Raw genomic sequence first — 14,738 nt, 5'->3', positions numbered from 1 at the left:
TGGTTACGTTCCAGCGAAGGGTGCGGTTGTTCACGTACTTGTGGCCGGGTGGCGTCACGGTCCCCTGAGGTCACGTTGGGAGACGCGAGACTTCACACCATGATCCACAGGCTGCGGGCTCACCGCGTCAGGGCTCTAACCCGCCTCCCCGGAATTCAAAGTGTTGGTTACGTTCCAGCGAAGGGTGCGGTTGTTCACGTACTTGTGGCCGGGTGGCGTCACGGTCCCCTGAGGTCACGTTGGGAGACGCGAGACTTCACACCATGATCCACAGGCTGCGGGCTCACCGCGGCGGGGGCTCTGCAGAGCTCGGCGTGGCGGCCTTGGTGATCAGGTACCGCCGCTCCGGCTCGCTCGACGTTCGCCGCGCCGCCAGCTCGTAGTGCTCGCGTGCGCCGGCCGCGTCCCCCGCCTGGGCCAGCAGGTGGGCGCGCACGGCGTCGACCCGGTAGTGGCCGGCGAGGGCCGGATCCGCGAGCGCCTCGTCGAGCTCGGCGAGGGCCGCCGTCGGACCGTGCACCATCGCCACGGCGACGATGCGGTTCAACGTCACCATCGGGCCCGGCGACACCGTGCGCAGCAGCTCGTACAGGGTCAGGATCTCGCGCCAGTCCGTGTCCTGCGGCCGCGCCGCCCCGTCGTGGACTGCGGCGATCGCCGCCTGCAGCTGGTAAGGCCCGATCGGCGCGGTCGCCAGCGTGTCGGTGATCAGCGCGTCCCCCTCGGCGATCTGCTCGCGGTTCCACAGCGAGCGGTCCTGCTCGTCCAGCGGCACCGGCATGCCGGAATCGTCGAGGCGGGCCGGGCGGCGGGCGTCGGTCAGCAGCATCAGCGCCAGCAGGCCGGCGACCTCGCCCTCGGACGGCAGCCGCGCACGCAGCTGACGGGTCAGCCGGATCGCCTCAGCCGAGAGCTCGACCCGGTGCAGCGACTCGCCCGCCGACGCCGTGTAGCCCTCGTTGAAGATCAGGTACAGCACGTGCAGCACCGCGCTCAGCCGCTCGGGACGCTGGTCGGGCGGCGGCATGGCGAACGTCGCCCCGGCCGCCTTGATCTTCGCCTTCGCCCGGCTGATCCGCTGCGCCACCGTCGACTCCGGCACCAGGAAGGCCCGCGCGATCTCGGCCGTCGTCAGGCCGCCGACCGCCCGCAGCGTCAGCGCCACCTGCGACGACGACGTCAGCGCCGGATGGCAGCACAGGAACAGCAGCGTCAGCGAGTCGTCCACCCCGGGCACGTCCGCCGGCACGTCCCGCGCGAACGCCGTCGACTCACGCCGCCGCCGTGCGGTCTCGCTGCGCCACTGCTCGGTCCGCCGCCGCGACGCGACGGTGATCAGCCACGCCTTCGGGTTGTCCGGCATACCCTGTGCCGGCCACTGCGTCGCGGCCGCGAGCAGCGCCTCCTGCACGGCGTCCTCGCACGCGTCGAAGTCGCCGTGCCGCCGCACGACCGCGGTCAGCACCTGCGGAGCGAGCTCCCGCAGCAGCGCGTCCATGCCCGCGACACCTATGCCAGCGCGGCCATGTCGATGACCGGCCGGACCTCCACGAGCCCCATGAACGCCTCCGGGACCTTCGCGGCGATCCGCACCGCCCGGTCCTCGTCCGCGCACTCGACCAGGTAGAACCCGACGAGGTACTCCTTGACTTCCGCGAAGGGCCCGTCGGTCGTCAGCGTCCGGCCCTCGGTGACGTGCACCCGCTTGCCCTTCGCCGGGGCGTCGAGCGGCTCCGACGCGATCATCTCGCCGGACGCGGTCAGCTCCTGGTCGAGCGCCTCGTACGCACCGAGCCCCTCCGCGCGTTCCGCCGGCGAGAACCTCTCCCAGATCGCCCGCGACTCGGGGTTGCTGTAGATCAGGATCAGATACTTCACTGGCCGATCCTCTCACCGTGATGTCGAATTGGGCCGCCCGGCGACGACGTCCAGGACGAAGAACCGGAAAGGAGAACACCATGTTCGAGCACACGAAGGCGTTCAGCGGCTTCTCGGTGGACGACATCGCGAAGGCCAAGCGCTTCTACGGCGAGACGCTGGGCCTGCGGGTCTCCGAGGAGCACGGCATGCTGAGCCTGCACATCGAGGGCGACCGGGACACGCTGGTCTACCCGAAGCCCGACCACACGCCGGCCGCGTACACGATGCTCAACTTCCCCGTCGCCGACATCGAGGCCGCGGTCGACGAGCTCACCGCGCGGGGCGTCGAGTTCGAGAAGTACGACAGCGTCGACGAGAAGGGCATCTACCGCGGGGTCGGCCCGCTGATCGCGTGGTTCCGCGACCCGGCCGGCAACATCATCTCGGTGCTGCAGGACGACTGACTCACATCCGCTCCGGTGCCGCGATGCCGAGTAGGTCGAGCCCGAGCGCCAGCGTCCGGGCCGTCAGCGCGCACAGCGCCAGGCGGCTCGCGCGGACCTCGGGCTCGGCCCGCAGCACCGGGCAGCTCTCGTAGAACGTCGTGAACGCGCCGGCCAGCCCGTACAGGTACGCGCACAGCCGGTGCGGCTCGAGCGACTCGCCGACCTCGGCCACGACCGCGGGCAGGCCGAGCAGCGCGAGCGCGAGCTCCCGCTCGGCCGGCTCGGTGATCCGCACTCCGCCGGGTTCGGCCGGGTCGGCACCGGCACGGCGGAAGATCGACCGGATCCGCGCGTGCGCGTACTGCAGGTACGGGCCGGTGTTGCCGTCGAACGCGAGCATCCGGTCGTAGTCGAACGTGTAGTCGCGCATCCGATCGGTGGACAGGTCCGCGTACTTGACGGCACCGACGCCGACCGCCCGCGCCACCGCCTCGTCGGCATGCCGCTCGCGAACCTGCTCGGCCGCGCGTGCCACGGCCTCGTCGAGCAGCGCGGCGAGCCGCACCGTCTCGCCGGCCCTCGTGCGCAGCATCTTCCCGTCCGTGCCGAGCACCGACCCGAAGCCGACGTGCTCCGCGCGCACGCCCTCGGTCAGCCAGCCGGCCTCCCGTGCCGCCTGGAAGACCATCCGAAAGTGTTCTCGTTGCGGGGTTCCGACCACGTACAGCAGCCGGGTGGCCCCGAGGTCGGTGATCCGGTATCGGATGGCGGCGAGGTCGGTGGCGTCGTAGCCGTAGCCGCCGTCGGCCTTGCGCACGATCAGCGGCAGTGGCTCGCCGCCCCGGTTGGTGAACCCGGCCGGGAAGACACACCACGCTCCGCCGCTCTCCCGCAGCAGCCCGAGCCGGTCGAGCTCGTCGGCGACCGGCCCGAGCAGCTCGTCGTACCCGCTCTCCCCGGCGACGTCGGCGGGCGTGAGCGTGACGTCGAGCCGCGCGTAGACCTCTCCGAAGTACGCGATGGAGCGGTCGACGAGCGAACGCCACAGCTCGCGGGTCCGCTCGTCACCGGCCTGCAGCGCGACGACCCGCCGCCGCGCGCGCTCGCGGAACTCCTCGTCGTCGTCGAACTTCCGGCGGGCGGCGCGGTAGAAGTCACTGAGCTCGCCGAGCGTGCCGTTGGCCCGCGCCGCGGCGTCACCGGTGTCGATCAGGTGCTCGACGAGCATGCCGAACGGCGTGCCCCAGTCGCCGAGGTGGTTCTGCCGGATGACGCGGTGACCGAGCCACCCGAGAAGCCGGACGATCGCGTCGCCGATGATCGTCGAGCGCAGGTGCCCGACGTGCATCTCCTTGGCCGCGTTGGGTGCGGAGTAGTCGACGACGACGGTCTCCGGCTTGACGGCCGCGACCCCCAGCCGCTCGTCGCCGGCCATCGCGGTGACCATTGTGGACAGCACGTCGTCACGCAGCCGCAGGTTCACGAACCCCGGGCCGGCGATCTCCGCGCGGGTACAGAGGTCGTCGAGCGGGTCGTGTGCGAGCACCTCGGACGCGACGTCGCGCGGTGGGCGGCCGAGGGTCCGGGCGAGGCGCAGCGCCCCGTCGGCCTGGAAGTCGGCGCGCTGGGATCGGCGCAGCGCGGGATCCACCGGCTCACCGGCGACCGCGGCGAACGCGGCGCCGAGACGGGCTTCCAGGATCGCGACCAGGTGCATGGGTCGACGCTATCGTGCGCCACCACCGGATTTCGCCGGGGTTGACCTCGACATTGGTTGAGGTATCAGAATTCACGAGATGGCTACGATCAAGGTAGGGCTGGGTCCGCCGGTGATGTTCGAGCCGGGCTGTGCGCCGGCGAACCTGCTTCGGCTGGCCCGGCACATCGAGGAGCTCGGCTTCGAGTCCGTGTGGGTACCGGACGTGCAGACCGGCGACGGGACCGCCGCCTTCGAGGCGGTGACGGCGCTCGCCGCGATCGCCGGCGTGACCTCGCAGGCCCGGCTGGGTTTCGCCACGCTCGCGTTGCCGGTCCGCCCCGCCGCCTGGCTCGCCACGCAGGTCGCGACCCTGCAGCACGTGTCCGGCGACCGGCTGCTGCTCGGCATCGGCTCCGGCGGCTTCCCCGAGTCGCCGTTCTGGCGGGCGCTGGGCGTGCCGGCCCGAGAGCGTGGCCGGCGCACGGACGACACGCTGGGCGCGCTGCCCGCACTGCTCGCCGGCCGGCCGGTCCGCGTGGCCGGCGTCGAGGTCCAGCTCGGTCCGCCGGCGACCATGCCGCCCGTGCTCGTCGGCGGCAACTCCGACGTGGCGCTGCGCCGGACGATCGAGCGCGGTGACGGCTGGCTGCCGTCGCTGATCGCCCCGGATCGCCTGGCCGAGCGGGCCGCAGCACTGCACGCGCGCGCCGAGCGGGCCGGGCGCGCGCGGCCGGGCATCACGGTCGGCGGGCACATGTTCGTCGGCACGGGATCCGAGGTGGACGCCGCACGGGCGGCGTTCGTCCGGCAGCTCGTCGACGTGCACCGGATGGCACCGGACGAGGCGGAACGGGTGCCGATGCCGGGCGAGAGCCCCGAGCGGATCGCCGAGCACTTCGCCGCCTACGCCGGGGCCGGCGCCGAGCGGGTGATCACCGGACCGCACGCGACCGATGAGACGGAGTGGCTGCGGCAGGCGGAGGTCATCGCCGAGGGTGTCGCGCTGCTGAGGTGACCGGCGCCGCACCCGCCGCGAAATTCTTCGGCCGAACCGTAGAGGACGCGTAGCGTGCTTCGACGTCTCCACGAAGGTGCCAGCGAGGCGCCGTCAGTGAGGAGAGACAACGTGAAGTACATGCTGCTGATGAACACCACCGACATCGGCCACCCGCCCATCACCCAGTGGGATCCGGTCGACGTCAAGGCACACATCGAGTTCATGCGGGAGTTCACCCAGGGCCTGGTCGAGTCCGGTGAGCTGGTGTCGGCCGAAGGGCTGGCCATGCCGGACCAGGCGAAGATCGTCACCGCGCGGGACGGCGCCGAGCCGGCGATCACCGACGGGCCGTTCCCCGAGTCCAAGGAGTTCCTCGCCGGCTACTGGATCGTCGACGTCGACGGCACCGACCGTGCCCTGGAGATCGCCGCGGCGGCGTCCGCCTCGCCCGGGCCCGGCGGGGTGACGCTGAAGCTCCCGATCGAGGTGCGCCAGGTGATGTCCGGCCCGGACGTAGAAGTGTGACCGCTGCCGACACCCGCGTCGAGGACCTGCTGCGTGAGCTCGCGCCGCAGGTCCTCGGCGCGCTGATGCGGCGCTACGACGACTTCGCCACGGCCGAGGACGCCGTGCAGGAGGCGTTGATCGCGGCGGCGAGGCAGTGGCCGCAGCGCGGGCTGCCCGACTATCCGCGTGGCTGGCTGATCCAGGTCGCGTCCCGGCGGATGACCGACCAGCTGCGCAACGAGCAGGCCAGGCGGCGGCGCGAGGACCTCGTCGCGGCGCGGCCGGTGTCCGACGCGGTCGTGTCGGACACCGACGACACCCTTGTCCTGCTGTTCATGTGCTGCCACCCGGCGCTCAAGCCGCCGGCGGCGATCGCGCTGACCCTGCGCGCCGTCGGCGGGCTGTCGACGGCGGAGATCGCGTCGGCGTTCCTCCTCCCCGAGGCGACGATGGCGCAGCGGATCAGCCGGGCGAAGCAGAAGATCAAGTCGTCGGGTATCCCGTTCCGGCTGCCATCCGAGGCCGAGCGGCCCCAGCGGCTGCGGCTCGTGCTGCACGTGCTGTACCTGATCTTCAACGAGGGCTACACGGCGACGTCGGGCACGGCGCTGAACCGGGTCGAGCTCTCCACGGAGGCGATCCGTCTGGCCCGCGCCGCGCACCGCCTGCTGCCCGCGGAGAGCGAGGTGGCCGGCCTGCTGGCGCTGATGCTGCTGATCGACGCGCGCCGCCCGGCCCGCACGCACGCGGACGGGACGCTGGTGCCGCTGGCCGAGCAGGACCGGTCGCGGTGGGACGCGGACCTGATCGCGGAGGGCATCGAGCTGATCACGGCGACGCTGCCGAATGGACCGACCGGCCCGTACCAGGTGCAGGCGGCGATCAACGCGGTGCACGACGAGGCGGCGAGCGCGCGGGAGACGGACTGGCCGCAGATCCTGGCGCTGTACGGGGTGCTGGAGCGCCTATCGGACAACCCGATGGTGACGCTGAACCACGCGATCGCCGCGGCGATGGTCCACGGCCCGACGCGCGGCCTGGCGATGCTGGAACCGTTGGCGGACAAGCTCTCCGGCCACCACCGGCTGCACGCCGTGCGGGCTCACCTACTGGAGATGTCCGGCGATCACGAGGAGGCCGTCGACCAGTACCGCGCGGCCGCGAACCGGACGACGAGCATGCCCGAACGCCACTACCTCATGCACCGGGCCGCCCAGCTGACCGCTCACGCTGAGTGCCCGCATTGAGTTGCCGGTCAGGCTGGGTGCCGGTCAGAGCGAAGCGCCGCCGAACGCGATCTCGTTCCCGTCGGGATCGACATACGTGATCTTCCGTACGTCGTTCGCGTACGTTTCGCGCTTCGCGGGCTCCAGCCCCCGCCCAGCCGTCTCGGCGACGTGACGGTCAAGGTCGTCGACGAAGATCGTGTGCATGGCATGCCCGGCTCGCTCGGGCCACTGCACGATGTACACCCACCGGTGCTCGGCCAACCCCCACACGGCCTCCGTGTCGTGCGGAAAGAACGACGGCGGGGAGCCGAGCAGCTTCTCGTACCAGACCAGCGCCGCCGCGTAGTCGTTGACGGGAATTCCCGCGAACAGGTCGAGGACCATGCCGCCATGCTAGCCGGCCCACCAACGACCCCGACTCGATTGCCCAGCCCCACCAGCCCATCGCCACCCAGCCACAACGGAACCCCCAACCCCGCGCCGCCGGCAACCTCGCGCTCCCCGCAACCCGGGCGCCGCCGTCAACCCGGCGCCACCGGCAAATCCGCACCGCCCGCACCCCGGGCGCCGCCGGCAACCCCCGCGCCGCCGGATTTCCGCGCTGCCCCTACCAGTCCACGGCCCCACCCTCTCCGGGGGGCCACCCACGTTCCAGCGTACCGGCGAATGTGTGGGGGGAGGATGATCGGCCGGGGCTGTGAACAACTTCGGGGCGCGAGTGGAGAGTTTGGTCGGCCCAGCGTCCCGAGTGGACGCCGGGCCGTCCACATAGGTCAGGGCTTGCGGCCCACCACGGCGGCGCTGCACTGCTCCACCTGGCTCAGCGGGCGCAGCCTCGGGCCGTCCGGCCACCACAGGTCGGACAGCTCCAAGTCGCCCGGCTTGCCGGGGCCGGGTGAGATGATCTCCATGCCCGGCAGGAACTCCAGGATCCGCTCGCGGGTGCGGAACACGCCCGAGCCCATCGGGCTGTGCAGGAACACGTCCTCCATGCGGCGAGCCAGCTCGCTGTGCTCCGGCGTCTGCGGATCGAGGAAGTGCGAGATCGCGACGAAGCTGCCCGAGGGCAGGGCGTCGATGTACTCCCGCATCAGCTCGGCCCCGTTGTCTGGCGTGTAGTGGTGCAGCGTGCCCACCTGGAGCAGGGCGATCGGCTCCGTGAAGTCGAGATGCTTCTGCACGTCCGGGTGGTTGAGCACGTCCTGGGGACGGAAGATGTCCGCCGGCACGAAGTGCGTGAAGTCGTTCTCGGTCAGCAGCGCTTCGCCGTGCGCGATCACCACCGGGTCGTTGTCGACGTAGATGACACGCGCCTCCGGATCGATGCGCTGCGCGATCTGGTGGGTGTTCTCGGCGGTCGGCAGGCCCGAGCCGCAGTCGAGGAACTGCCGGATCCCGCCCTGATCGGTGAGAAATCGCACCGCCCGGGTCAGGAAGTTGCGGTTGGACCAGGCGAGATCACGTGCCTCCGGCGCCGTCGCCTTGACCTTCTCGAACACCTGGCGGTCGATCTCGTAGTTGTCCTTGCCTCCGAGGAAGGCGTCGTAGACCCTCGCGATGCTCGCCCTCGTGGGATCGACCCCGACCGGCACCGAACTCGGGGCCTCGTACTTGGGCGCAGTCTCCGTCATCGCAACAACCTCACAAGGCAACGGGTTTTCGGCGGACCGTAGCAGCGTATCGAGGTGACGACGGCGGGGTAAACGCGGTGTTGATCAAGGAATCTGCCCGTGCATCTGCACATGCGCAGGTAGTGGGCGGCACGGCTTCGCCCGTGCAAGTTGCCGAAATACACCCGTTCGGTCTAGCCGGCCGGCAGGCCGTCGTAAGCCGAACCACCGACGCGGGCCGCGTGCCGCCGCGTACCCGCACAGTCCCGCGACCACGCCGAGCGTCGCCGCCAGCATGAGCGGCCACACCCGCGACGTGCTCACCGCGAGCAGGTGGTGGAGTACCGGCGGTGAGGTACAGCCCGGCGAGGGCGAGCCAGCCGGGTGCCGGGTGCACGTGGCGCGCACGTCGGTGCGGGCGGTGACGGAGCATCGGCCGCGCCTCCAGATCCGATATCCAGTGACGTCGCGACACTTTGGCGGTTGGTTACCGTCCCGGTGATCTCGAACGGGTCACCGGGGCGCCCGGGCGAGGTAAACCAGATCCGGCTCGCCGCGCGGCACCGGAACGGAAAGCGTGTCCACGGCACCGAAACGCGCCGCGAGCCGTTCCGCGAACGCCGGGCTCGCACCCGCGCTCCACACCGCCAGCACACCACCCGACGAAAGCGCGGTGGCCAGCATGTCGAGTCCGGCATTCCCGTACAGGGCGGCGTTCCCGTCGGTGACTGTCCACTCCGGACCATTGTCGACGTCGAGGCAGATGCCGGCGAAGTCCGCACCGCACGACGGCAGCCAGGTGAGCAGGTCGGCCTCCACACACCGGACGCGCGGGTCGGCCAGCGCGTCGCCGTGCCGCGAGCGCAGCGGGCCGCGGTTCCAGTCGATCACCGCGCGCTCCCGCTCCACGACGACGACCTCGCCGACCCGCGGTTCGTCCAGCGCCGCGCGCAGGGAGAAGCCGACGCCCAGCCCGCCGACGAGCAGTCGCCCACCGGCGGGCATCCGGTCGGCCACGGCGCGGACCATGAGCCGCTCGGACTCGCCGTTGCGCGTGTCCATGAGGAACACGCCGTTGGCGATGATCTCGAAGTCGGCGGCGACCCGGCGCAGCACCAGCTCGCCGCAGACACCGCGAAGCCGGTCGAGTACCACGGGTACTTCGCTCACCGGGTCCACTCTAGTTACCCTGATAGGACGGAGGTGGTACTGATGCAAGCGGCAGTAGGCGATCGGCTGCACGTCCACGGTCGCAACGTCGGCAACCCCGACCAATTGGGGGAGATCGTCGAGGTACGCGGGAGCGATGGCAAGCCGCCGTACCTCGTGCGCTTTCCCGACGGCCACGAAGGCTTGGTCTTTCCCGGCCCGGACTGCGTGGTCGAACGCGACTGAAACGCGAAGAACGACGCCTTCCCGGAGGTGGGAAAGCGTCGTTCTTCGTGCCGCGCGCCCGGTCAGTCTGGGGTCGCGCGCCCGGTCAGACCCGGGTCAGGTCGTCGATGAGGCCGTCGACGTCGAAGTACGCGGACTCCTCGCCGAACGGCACGATCCGCTCGGTCGCCGCGAGGAACGAGCTGATCCCCATGTGCTCCAGCTCGAGCTCGGCGTAGCCCTCCGGCGACTCGATCTCCACGACCAGCACGGTCAGGCCGTCCTCGGCCTCCGGGTGCAACCGCACGTCGCCGACGCCGGCCGGCCCCCGCAGGCCGTCGGCGAGCAGGTCCCGCGAGAACGCCCACTCGACCCAGCGCTGCCGCTCGGTCTGGAAGGCCACGGTCACGGTGAACGGCTGGTCGGCACGGAAGGACCAGCGCGAGCGAACCGGCGTGGTGCCGTCGTAGAGCGCCACGAACTCCGCGTGGATGGCTTCGGTAGACATGTCAGGCCCTCCTCATCCGAGTCGATCCGCCATGGCGCGCGGGTCGGTCGAAGGAGAGATCGGCCAGACGGTCCGGTCATGATGCCGGCGTGGCGATGTTCACGCGATCCGGTGGCAACGGGTACCCGTGGCTAACGTCCGGGCCACGGAACTAGATCAGACCGAGAGAACTAAATCAGGCCGAGGTCGCGGACCGCGTCGCGCTCCTCGACGAGCTCGGCGACGGACGCGTCGATCTTCGACCGCGAGAAGTCGTCGATCTCCAGACCTTGGATGATCTCCCACCGGCCGCCGGCGCAGCGCACCGGGAACGAGGAGATCAGGCCCTCCGGCACGCCGTAGGAGCCGTCGGACACCACGGCCATCGAGGTCCAGTCGGTGCCGTCCACCCAGTCGTAGACGTGGTCCACGGCGGCGTTCGCGGCCGAGGCGGCCGAGGACGCGCCGCGCGCCTCGATGATCGCCGCGCCGCGCTTGGCCACCGTCGGGATGAACGTGTCGCGAAGCCAGGCGTCGTCGTTCACCGCCGCCGCCGCGGTCCGCCCCTCGACCTCCGCATGGAACAGGTCCGGGTACTGCGTCGCGGAGTGGTTGCCCCAGATCGTCATCTTCGAGATGTCGGTGACCGACACGCCCAGCCTCACCGCGAGCTGCGACAGCGCACGGTTGTGGTCGAGCCGGGTCATCGCGGTGAACCGGTCCGCGGGCACGTCGGGCGCGTGCGACATCGCGATCAGCGCGTTGGTGTTGGCCGGGTTGCCGACCACGAGGACGCGGACGTCGTCGGCGGCGCCGGCGTTGATGGCCTCGCCCTGCGGCTTGAAGATGCCGCCGTTGGCCTCGAGCAGGTCGCCGCGCTCCATGCCCTTCGTGCGCGGGCGGGCGCCGACCAGCAGGGCGACGTCGACGCCGTCGAAGGCGTGCTTCGGGTCGTCGGTGATGTCCACGCCGGCCAGCAGCGGGAACGCGCAGTCGTCGAGCTCCATGGCCGTGCCCTCGGCGGCCTTGAGCGCCGGCGGGATCTCCAGCAGCGACAGCCGCACGGGCGTGTCCGGCCCGAGGAGCTGCCCGGAGGCGATGCGGAACAGCAGTGCGTACCCGATCTGGCCGGCGGCACCGGTGACGGTGACCTTGACGGCAGCCTTGCTTGCCACGGGGAAGATCCTCCCGACGAGACGACGAATCCGGTGCTGGGAGGCTAGCAATCGGCGGGCCGCACGGCACCGATGGGAGCGCACGGTCACATGTGCCGCGGGGGCGTCAGTTCCCCAGCGAGAAGCCCTCGATCGTCAGGGCCACGGCCATCACGCAGACGCCGAACCCGCCGTAGGTCAGCACGTCCACGCCCCGGCTGCGGATCGCGATCAGCCCGGCCTGGTCGTCGCTCAGCAGGGCGCGCATGCCCGCGGCCATGATCAACGCGGCGCCGATCAGCACCGTGCCCTGCCGCCAGTGGTAGAGCAGGATCCGCACCAGGCCCAACAGCACCACGGCCAGCACCATGCCGAACGGCAGGTGGGTCAGGACCGGGTGACGCCGGCGCCGCGGCGTGGTCACTTTCGGCGGGCTCCAATCTGCATCGACGCTCACTTCGGCATACCCCGCTCGGGGTCGAGGCTCACTTCGGCAAGCTCCGTTCGGTGTCAATGCTCACTTCGGCAAGCTCCGTTCGGCAGCGAGGACCGTGTTCGTCAGGAGCATCGCGATCGTCATCGGGCCGACGCCGCCGGGCATCGGGGCCAGGAACCCCGCCTTCTCACGCACACCCGGGTGCACGTCGCCGACGAGGCCCTGGTCGGTGCGGGTGATGCCGACGTCGAGGACCGCGGCGCCGGGCTTGATCATGTCGGCCGTGATGAGGGCCGGGTTGCCGGCGGCCGCGACGACGATGTCGGCGCGGCGGACCTCGGCGGCGAGGTCCTTCGTGCCGGTGTGGCACAAGGTGACCGTGGCGTTCTCGCTGCGGCGGGTCAGCAGCAGCCCGAGCGGGCGGCCGACCGTGACGCCACGTCCGACGACCGTGACGTTCGCGCCCGCGATCGGCACGTCGTAGCGCTTGAGCAGCTCGATGATCCCGACCGGCGTGCAGGGCAGCGGGCCGGTCTCGCCGAGCACGAGCTTGCCGAGGTTCATCGGGTGCAGGCCGTCGGAGTCCTTGGCCGGGTCGACCCGTTCCAGCGCGGCCCCGGCGTCGAGCTGGCCCGGCAGCGGGAGCTGGATGAGGTAGCCGGTGCAGGCCGGGTCGGCGTTGAGCTCGTCGATGACGGCCTCGAGCTGCGCCTGCGTCGTGTCCGCGGGCAGGTCGCGGCGGATCGAGGTGATGCCGACCTTCGCGCACGCGTTGTGCTTGCCGCGGACGTAGGAGTGTGAGCCCGGGTCGTCGCCGACGAGGATCGTGCCGAGGCCGGGCACGACGCCCTGCCGGGCGAGCGCCTCGACGCGCGTGCGGAGGTCGTCGAAGATGGCGTCCCGGGTGGCCTTGCCGTCCAGGATCGTCGCGGTCACAGTGCCCATGGTTCGCTTAGCTCCTCCGCTCCTCGCCCCGTCGCTGCGCACACGCCCGCCATCCTCTCACTGCCCGCCACCCCGCCGAATCGCGGCGACTCCGACCGCGACCATCGTGATGGCGGTGCCGATCACGCTCGTCGCCGTGAGCCCGCCGCCCGTGGGCACGACGACATCGAGCAGCACGGCCCCGATGAGCTGGCCGGCCACCGAGGCCAGCCCGAGCAGCAGCACACCGGTGAACCGCACGGCGGCGACCGCGGTGAGGATCGTGACCACGCCGAGCGGGCCGCCGATGTAGTACCACCACTCGCCCGGCGGGGCCGCGGGCAGACCGCGCGCCACGACATCGACCACCGCGGCGAGGACCAGAGCGGCGGTGCCCACCGTGAAGTTCACGAAGGTGGGCACGACGACGTGGTTGGACTCGACCCGGACGAGCCCGTTGACCGCCAGCTGCCAGGCGAGGCCGAGGCCGGCGACCGCGGGCAGCAGCGCCCACCAGAGCCCGCCGGCCTCGATCGCGTCGTGGTCGGACACCGCGACCACGACGGCGACGACGGCCAGGAACGCGCCGGCCGCCCGGGGCAGCGTGATCGGCTGCGCCGCGCCGGGACCGAGCCCGGCCCGGTCGACCGCGAGGCTCGCGACCACCTGGCCGCCGACCACGGCCACCGTGAACACCGCGACGCCGAGGGTCGCGACCGTGACCCCCTGGCAGGTGACGAGGAAGGCCCCGCAGGTCCCGCCCAGGCACTGCCAGGCACGCAGCCGGCCGGCGCGTACGCTGTTCCGAAGCCGGACCAGCCCGGTGCGGGCAGACGGCGTCGCGGCCACAGCCGCGGCAAGCAGGGTGGTGCCGATGCCGAAGGAGATGAGCGCGGCGAACAGGCCGTTGTGCATGACGTGCCCGAGCTGGCCGTTGATCCGGCCCTGAACGGCGAGGGTCACCCCGCCGACCGCGGCGAGGGCGGCGCCGGCAGCCCGTACACGTGCGGGCGGATGGTGTGGTGAGGAGATCACGTGTCGACATCCTCGCCCACGGCCTTGCGGCGGCGGTCACTGGCCAGGTAGAGAGCTTGCTGGAGTCGCTGTCGGACCGACAAGGGAAGATGTGAGCGTGGCACAACCGACCCAGTTAACCCCGACCGAGCAGGACGCCCTGGTCAAGCAGATCGGGCTGGCGATGCTTCGGGTCGCGCCCGACGACTGGGAGCAGCTGACCGTCGAATATCGCTCCGTGGGCCGCTACTCGGAGGCGACCGGCAAGGTCGTCTACACGGACGGGGCCGCCGAGCCGTGGACGATGCCGCAGGACCTGCAGGGGCTGTTCGCGCGCCTGCGGGGGGGCATGTACCGCGAGGGGCGCGGGACGTGGTTCAACGCCCGGTACCGGCTCGACCACCCGTCGTCGTACAACCTCGAGTACGACCGCGAGGAGCCGAACTGGGACCTGCCTCCGCCGCCGCAGGCCTACCCGGACGACATGCGGATGTTCCCGCGCACGGAGGACAACGTGCCGGCGTGGCTGCGCCGCCGGCTCGCCTCCGCGCCGCCCCCGGCGCGCTTCCGGGTGGCCCGGATCTTCGACGGGCCGGGCGCGGCGGTCAACCGGCCGCCGGTGCCGCCCGGCGACGTGCGCGACCTGCTCGACTACCTCGACAGCGCGCCGCTGGCCGGGCCCGCGCGGGGGTACGACGTCGACCTCATGGATCCCGAGGGCCGCAAGTCGGTGCCGGTCGCCTTCCACACGGACGGCAGCTGGATCTGGCCGGCCGCGGTGAACTACTACCTGCGTGAGCACGACGTGCCGCCGGAGCCCGACCTCGTCGGCCACATCGCGCGGCAGCACTTCGAGGTTCCGCTCATCGACGACTCGGCACGTGCCGCGGCGGCCGCGTTCCTCGGGCCCGGCCCGGCCGGCCCACCCAGGCCGGGTGGACCGCCGCGGCCGCCGGCGCCCGGACCGACCCAGGCGATGCCGGCTCCGCCGGGTCCCGGGG

At 71.6% G+C, this 14,738-nt stretch carries 16 protein-coding genes and 1 pseudogene; 6 read left to right on the top strand and 11 right to left on the bottom strand.

Features of this window, described 5'->3' with window-relative positions; genetic code table 11:
- Positions 1-283: 283 nt before the first annotated feature.
- Together ACRDTB_RS26215 and ACRDTB_RS26210 are read right to left on the bottom strand one after the other, a co-directional pair.
- The gene (locus ACRDTB_RS26215; protein WP_431434501.1) at positions 284-1,498 is read right to left on the bottom strand and encodes an RNA polymerase sigma factor; all 1,215 of its coding nucleotides are present in this window, start codon (positions 1,496-1,498) and stop codon (positions 284-286) included.
- Positions 1,499-1,509: 11 nt separating this feature from the next.
- Positions 1,510-1,878 carry a YciI family protein gene (locus ACRDTB_RS26210; protein WP_431434500.1) on the bottom strand — a complete coding sequence of 123 codons (369 nt, stop codon included), beginning with the start codon at positions 1,876-1,878 and terminating at the stop codon, positions 1,510-1,512.
- Between the two features lie 80 nt (positions 1,879-1,958).
- Between ACRDTB_RS26210 and ACRDTB_RS26205 the strand changes: the two genes are divergently transcribed.
- Positions 1,959-2,324: a VOC family protein gene (locus ACRDTB_RS26205; protein ID WP_431434499.1), complete on the top strand. Its 366-nt coding sequence runs from the start codon at positions 1,959-1,961 to the stop codon at positions 2,322-2,324.
- Between the two features lies 1 nt (position 2,325).
- Here ACRDTB_RS26205 and argS read toward each other — a convergent pair whose 3' ends face one another.
- Positions 2,326-4,023 carry an arginine--tRNA ligase gene (argS, locus tag ACRDTB_RS26200; protein WP_431434498.1) on the bottom strand — a complete coding sequence of 566 codons (1,698 nt, stop codon included), beginning with the start codon at positions 4,021-4,023 and terminating at the stop codon, positions 2,326-2,328.
- A gap of 79 nt (positions 4,024-4,102) precedes the next feature.
- Between argS and ACRDTB_RS26195 the strand changes: the two genes are divergently transcribed.
- The 3 genes from ACRDTB_RS26195 to ACRDTB_RS26185 all read left to right on the top strand — a co-directional run bounded on the left by ACRDTB_RS26195 (position 4,103) and on the right by ACRDTB_RS26185 (position 6,756).
- Positions 4,103-5,020: an LLM class flavin-dependent oxidoreductase gene (locus ACRDTB_RS26195; protein ID WP_431434497.1), complete on the top strand. Its 918-nt coding sequence runs from the start codon at positions 4,103-4,105 to the stop codon at positions 5,018-5,020.
- A gap of 120 nt (positions 5,021-5,140) precedes the next feature.
- The gene (locus tag ACRDTB_RS26190; protein WP_431434513.1) at positions 5,141-5,527 is read left to right on the top strand and encodes a YciI family protein; all 387 of its coding nucleotides are present in this window, start codon (positions 5,141-5,143) and stop codon (positions 5,525-5,527) included.
- Positions 5,524-6,756 (top strand): RNA polymerase sigma factor, encoded by a 1,233-nt coding sequence (locus ACRDTB_RS26185; protein ID WP_431434496.1) that lies wholly within the window; start codon positions 5,524-5,526, stop codon positions 6,754-6,756. Before ACRDTB_RS26190 ends, ACRDTB_RS26185 begins: the two co-directional genes overlap by 4 nt.
- 24 nt (positions 6,757-6,780) lie before the next feature.
- On the opposite strand, the gene ACRDTB_RS26180 is transcribed toward ACRDTB_RS26185, so the two are convergent.
- From ACRDTB_RS26180 to ACRDTB_RS26170, 3 genes are all read right to left on the bottom strand, one after another.
- A complete protein-coding gene (locus ACRDTB_RS26180) occupies positions 6,781-7,122 on the bottom strand; it encodes a VOC family protein (RefSeq protein ID WP_431434495.1) in 342 nt (113 codons plus the stop codon).
- Between the two features lie 389 nt (positions 7,123-7,511).
- Positions 7,512-8,369 (bottom strand): SAM-dependent methyltransferase, encoded by an 858-nt coding sequence (locus ACRDTB_RS26175; RefSeq protein WP_431434494.1) that lies wholly within the window; start codon positions 8,367-8,369, stop codon positions 7,512-7,514.
- Positions 8,370-8,861: 492 nt separating this feature from the next.
- The gene (locus ACRDTB_RS26170) at positions 8,862-9,518 is read right to left on the bottom strand and encodes a spermidine synthase (RefSeq protein WP_431434493.1); all 657 of its coding nucleotides are present in this window, start codon (positions 9,516-9,518) and stop codon (positions 8,862-8,864) included.
- Positions 9,519-9,560: 42 nt separating this feature from the next.
- On the opposite strand from ACRDTB_RS26170, the gene ACRDTB_RS26165 reads away from it, so the two are divergent.
- Complete coding sequence (locus ACRDTB_RS26165) at positions 9,561-9,743, top strand: DUF1918 domain-containing protein (RefSeq protein ID WP_431434492.1); 183 nt, start codon at positions 9,561-9,563, stop codon at positions 9,741-9,743.
- An 85-nt stretch (positions 9,744-9,828) separates the two neighbouring features.
- Here ACRDTB_RS26165 and ACRDTB_RS26160 read toward each other — a convergent pair whose 3' ends face one another.
- The 5 genes from ACRDTB_RS26160 to ACRDTB_RS26140 all read right to left on the bottom strand — a co-directional run bounded on the left by ACRDTB_RS26160 (position 9,829) and on the right by ACRDTB_RS26140 (position 13,758).
- Entirely contained in the window at positions 9,829-10,230 is a 402-nt protein-coding gene (locus ACRDTB_RS26160) for an SsgA family sporulation/cell division regulator (RefSeq protein WP_431434491.1), read from the bottom strand.
- 170 nt (positions 10,231-10,400) lie between these two features.
- Complete coding sequence (locus ACRDTB_RS26155; RefSeq protein WP_431434490.1) at positions 10,401-11,384, bottom strand: malate dehydrogenase; 984 nt, start codon at positions 11,382-11,384, stop codon at positions 10,401-10,403.
- A gap of 106 nt (positions 11,385-11,490) precedes the next feature.
- Entirely contained in the window at positions 11,491-11,787 is a 297-nt protein-coding gene (locus tag ACRDTB_RS26150) for a DUF3017 domain-containing protein (RefSeq protein WP_431434489.1), read from the bottom strand.
- A gap of 93 nt (positions 11,788-11,880) precedes the next feature.
- Complete coding sequence (locus ACRDTB_RS26145; RefSeq protein ID WP_431434512.1) at positions 11,881-12,735, bottom strand: bifunctional methylenetetrahydrofolate dehydrogenase/methenyltetrahydrofolate cyclohydrolase; 855 nt, start codon at positions 12,733-12,735, stop codon at positions 11,881-11,883.
- A 66-nt stretch (positions 12,736-12,801) separates the two neighbouring features.
- Positions 12,802-13,758 (bottom strand): DMT family transporter, encoded by a 957-nt coding sequence (locus ACRDTB_RS26140; protein WP_431434488.1) that lies wholly within the window; start codon positions 13,756-13,758, stop codon positions 12,802-12,804.
- A 97-nt stretch (positions 13,759-13,855) separates the two neighbouring features.
- Between ACRDTB_RS26140 and ACRDTB_RS26135 the strand changes: the two are divergent.
- Positions 13,856-14,738: pseudogene (locus tag ACRDTB_RS26135) on the top strand (hypothetical protein); the annotation flags it as partial.

The sequence above is a fragment of the Actinophytocola sp. genome (genome assembly GCF_050699935.1).
In the GTDB taxonomy this organism is placed as follows: domain Bacteria; phylum Actinomycetota; class Actinomycetes; order Mycobacteriales; family Pseudonocardiaceae; genus Actinophytocola.
This window is presented reverse-complemented; position numbering and strand designations above follow the sequence as displayed.

Excerpts from the sequence above, each read along its gene's own strand:
- ACRDTB_RS26215 (WP_431434501.1), bottom strand. The coding sequence starts at position 1,498 with ATGGACGCGCTGCTGCGGGAGCTCGCTCCGCAGGTGCTGACCGCGGTC.
- ACRDTB_RS26205 (WP_431434499.1), top strand. The coding sequence starts at position 1,959 with ATGTTCGAGCACACGAAGGCGTTCAGCGGCTTCTCGGTGGACGACATC.
- argS (WP_431434498.1), bottom strand. The coding sequence starts at position 4,023 with ATGCACCTGGTCGCGATCCTGGAAGCCCGTCTCGGCGCCGCGTTCGCC.
- ACRDTB_RS26195 (WP_431434497.1), top strand. The coding sequence starts at position 4,103 with ATGGCTACGATCAAGGTAGGGCTGGGTCCGCCGGTGATGTTCGAGCCG.
- ACRDTB_RS26190 (WP_431434513.1), top strand. The coding sequence starts at position 5,141 with ATGCTGCTGATGAACACCACCGACATCGGCCACCCGCCCATCACCCAG.
- ACRDTB_RS26180 (WP_431434495.1), bottom strand. The coding sequence starts at position 7,122 with ATGGTCCTCGACCTGTTCGCGGGAATTCCCGTCAACGACTACGCGGCG.
- ACRDTB_RS26175 (WP_431434494.1), bottom strand. The coding sequence starts at position 8,369 with ATGACGGAGACTGCGCCCAAGTACGAGGCCCCGAGTTCGGTGCCGGTC.
- ACRDTB_RS26165 (WP_431434492.1), top strand. The coding sequence starts at position 9,561 with ATGCAAGCGGCAGTAGGCGATCGGCTGCACGTCCACGGTCGCAACGTC.
- ACRDTB_RS26160 (WP_431434491.1), bottom strand. The coding sequence starts at position 10,230 with ATGTCTACCGAAGCCATCCACGCGGAGTTCGTGGCGCTCTACGACGGC.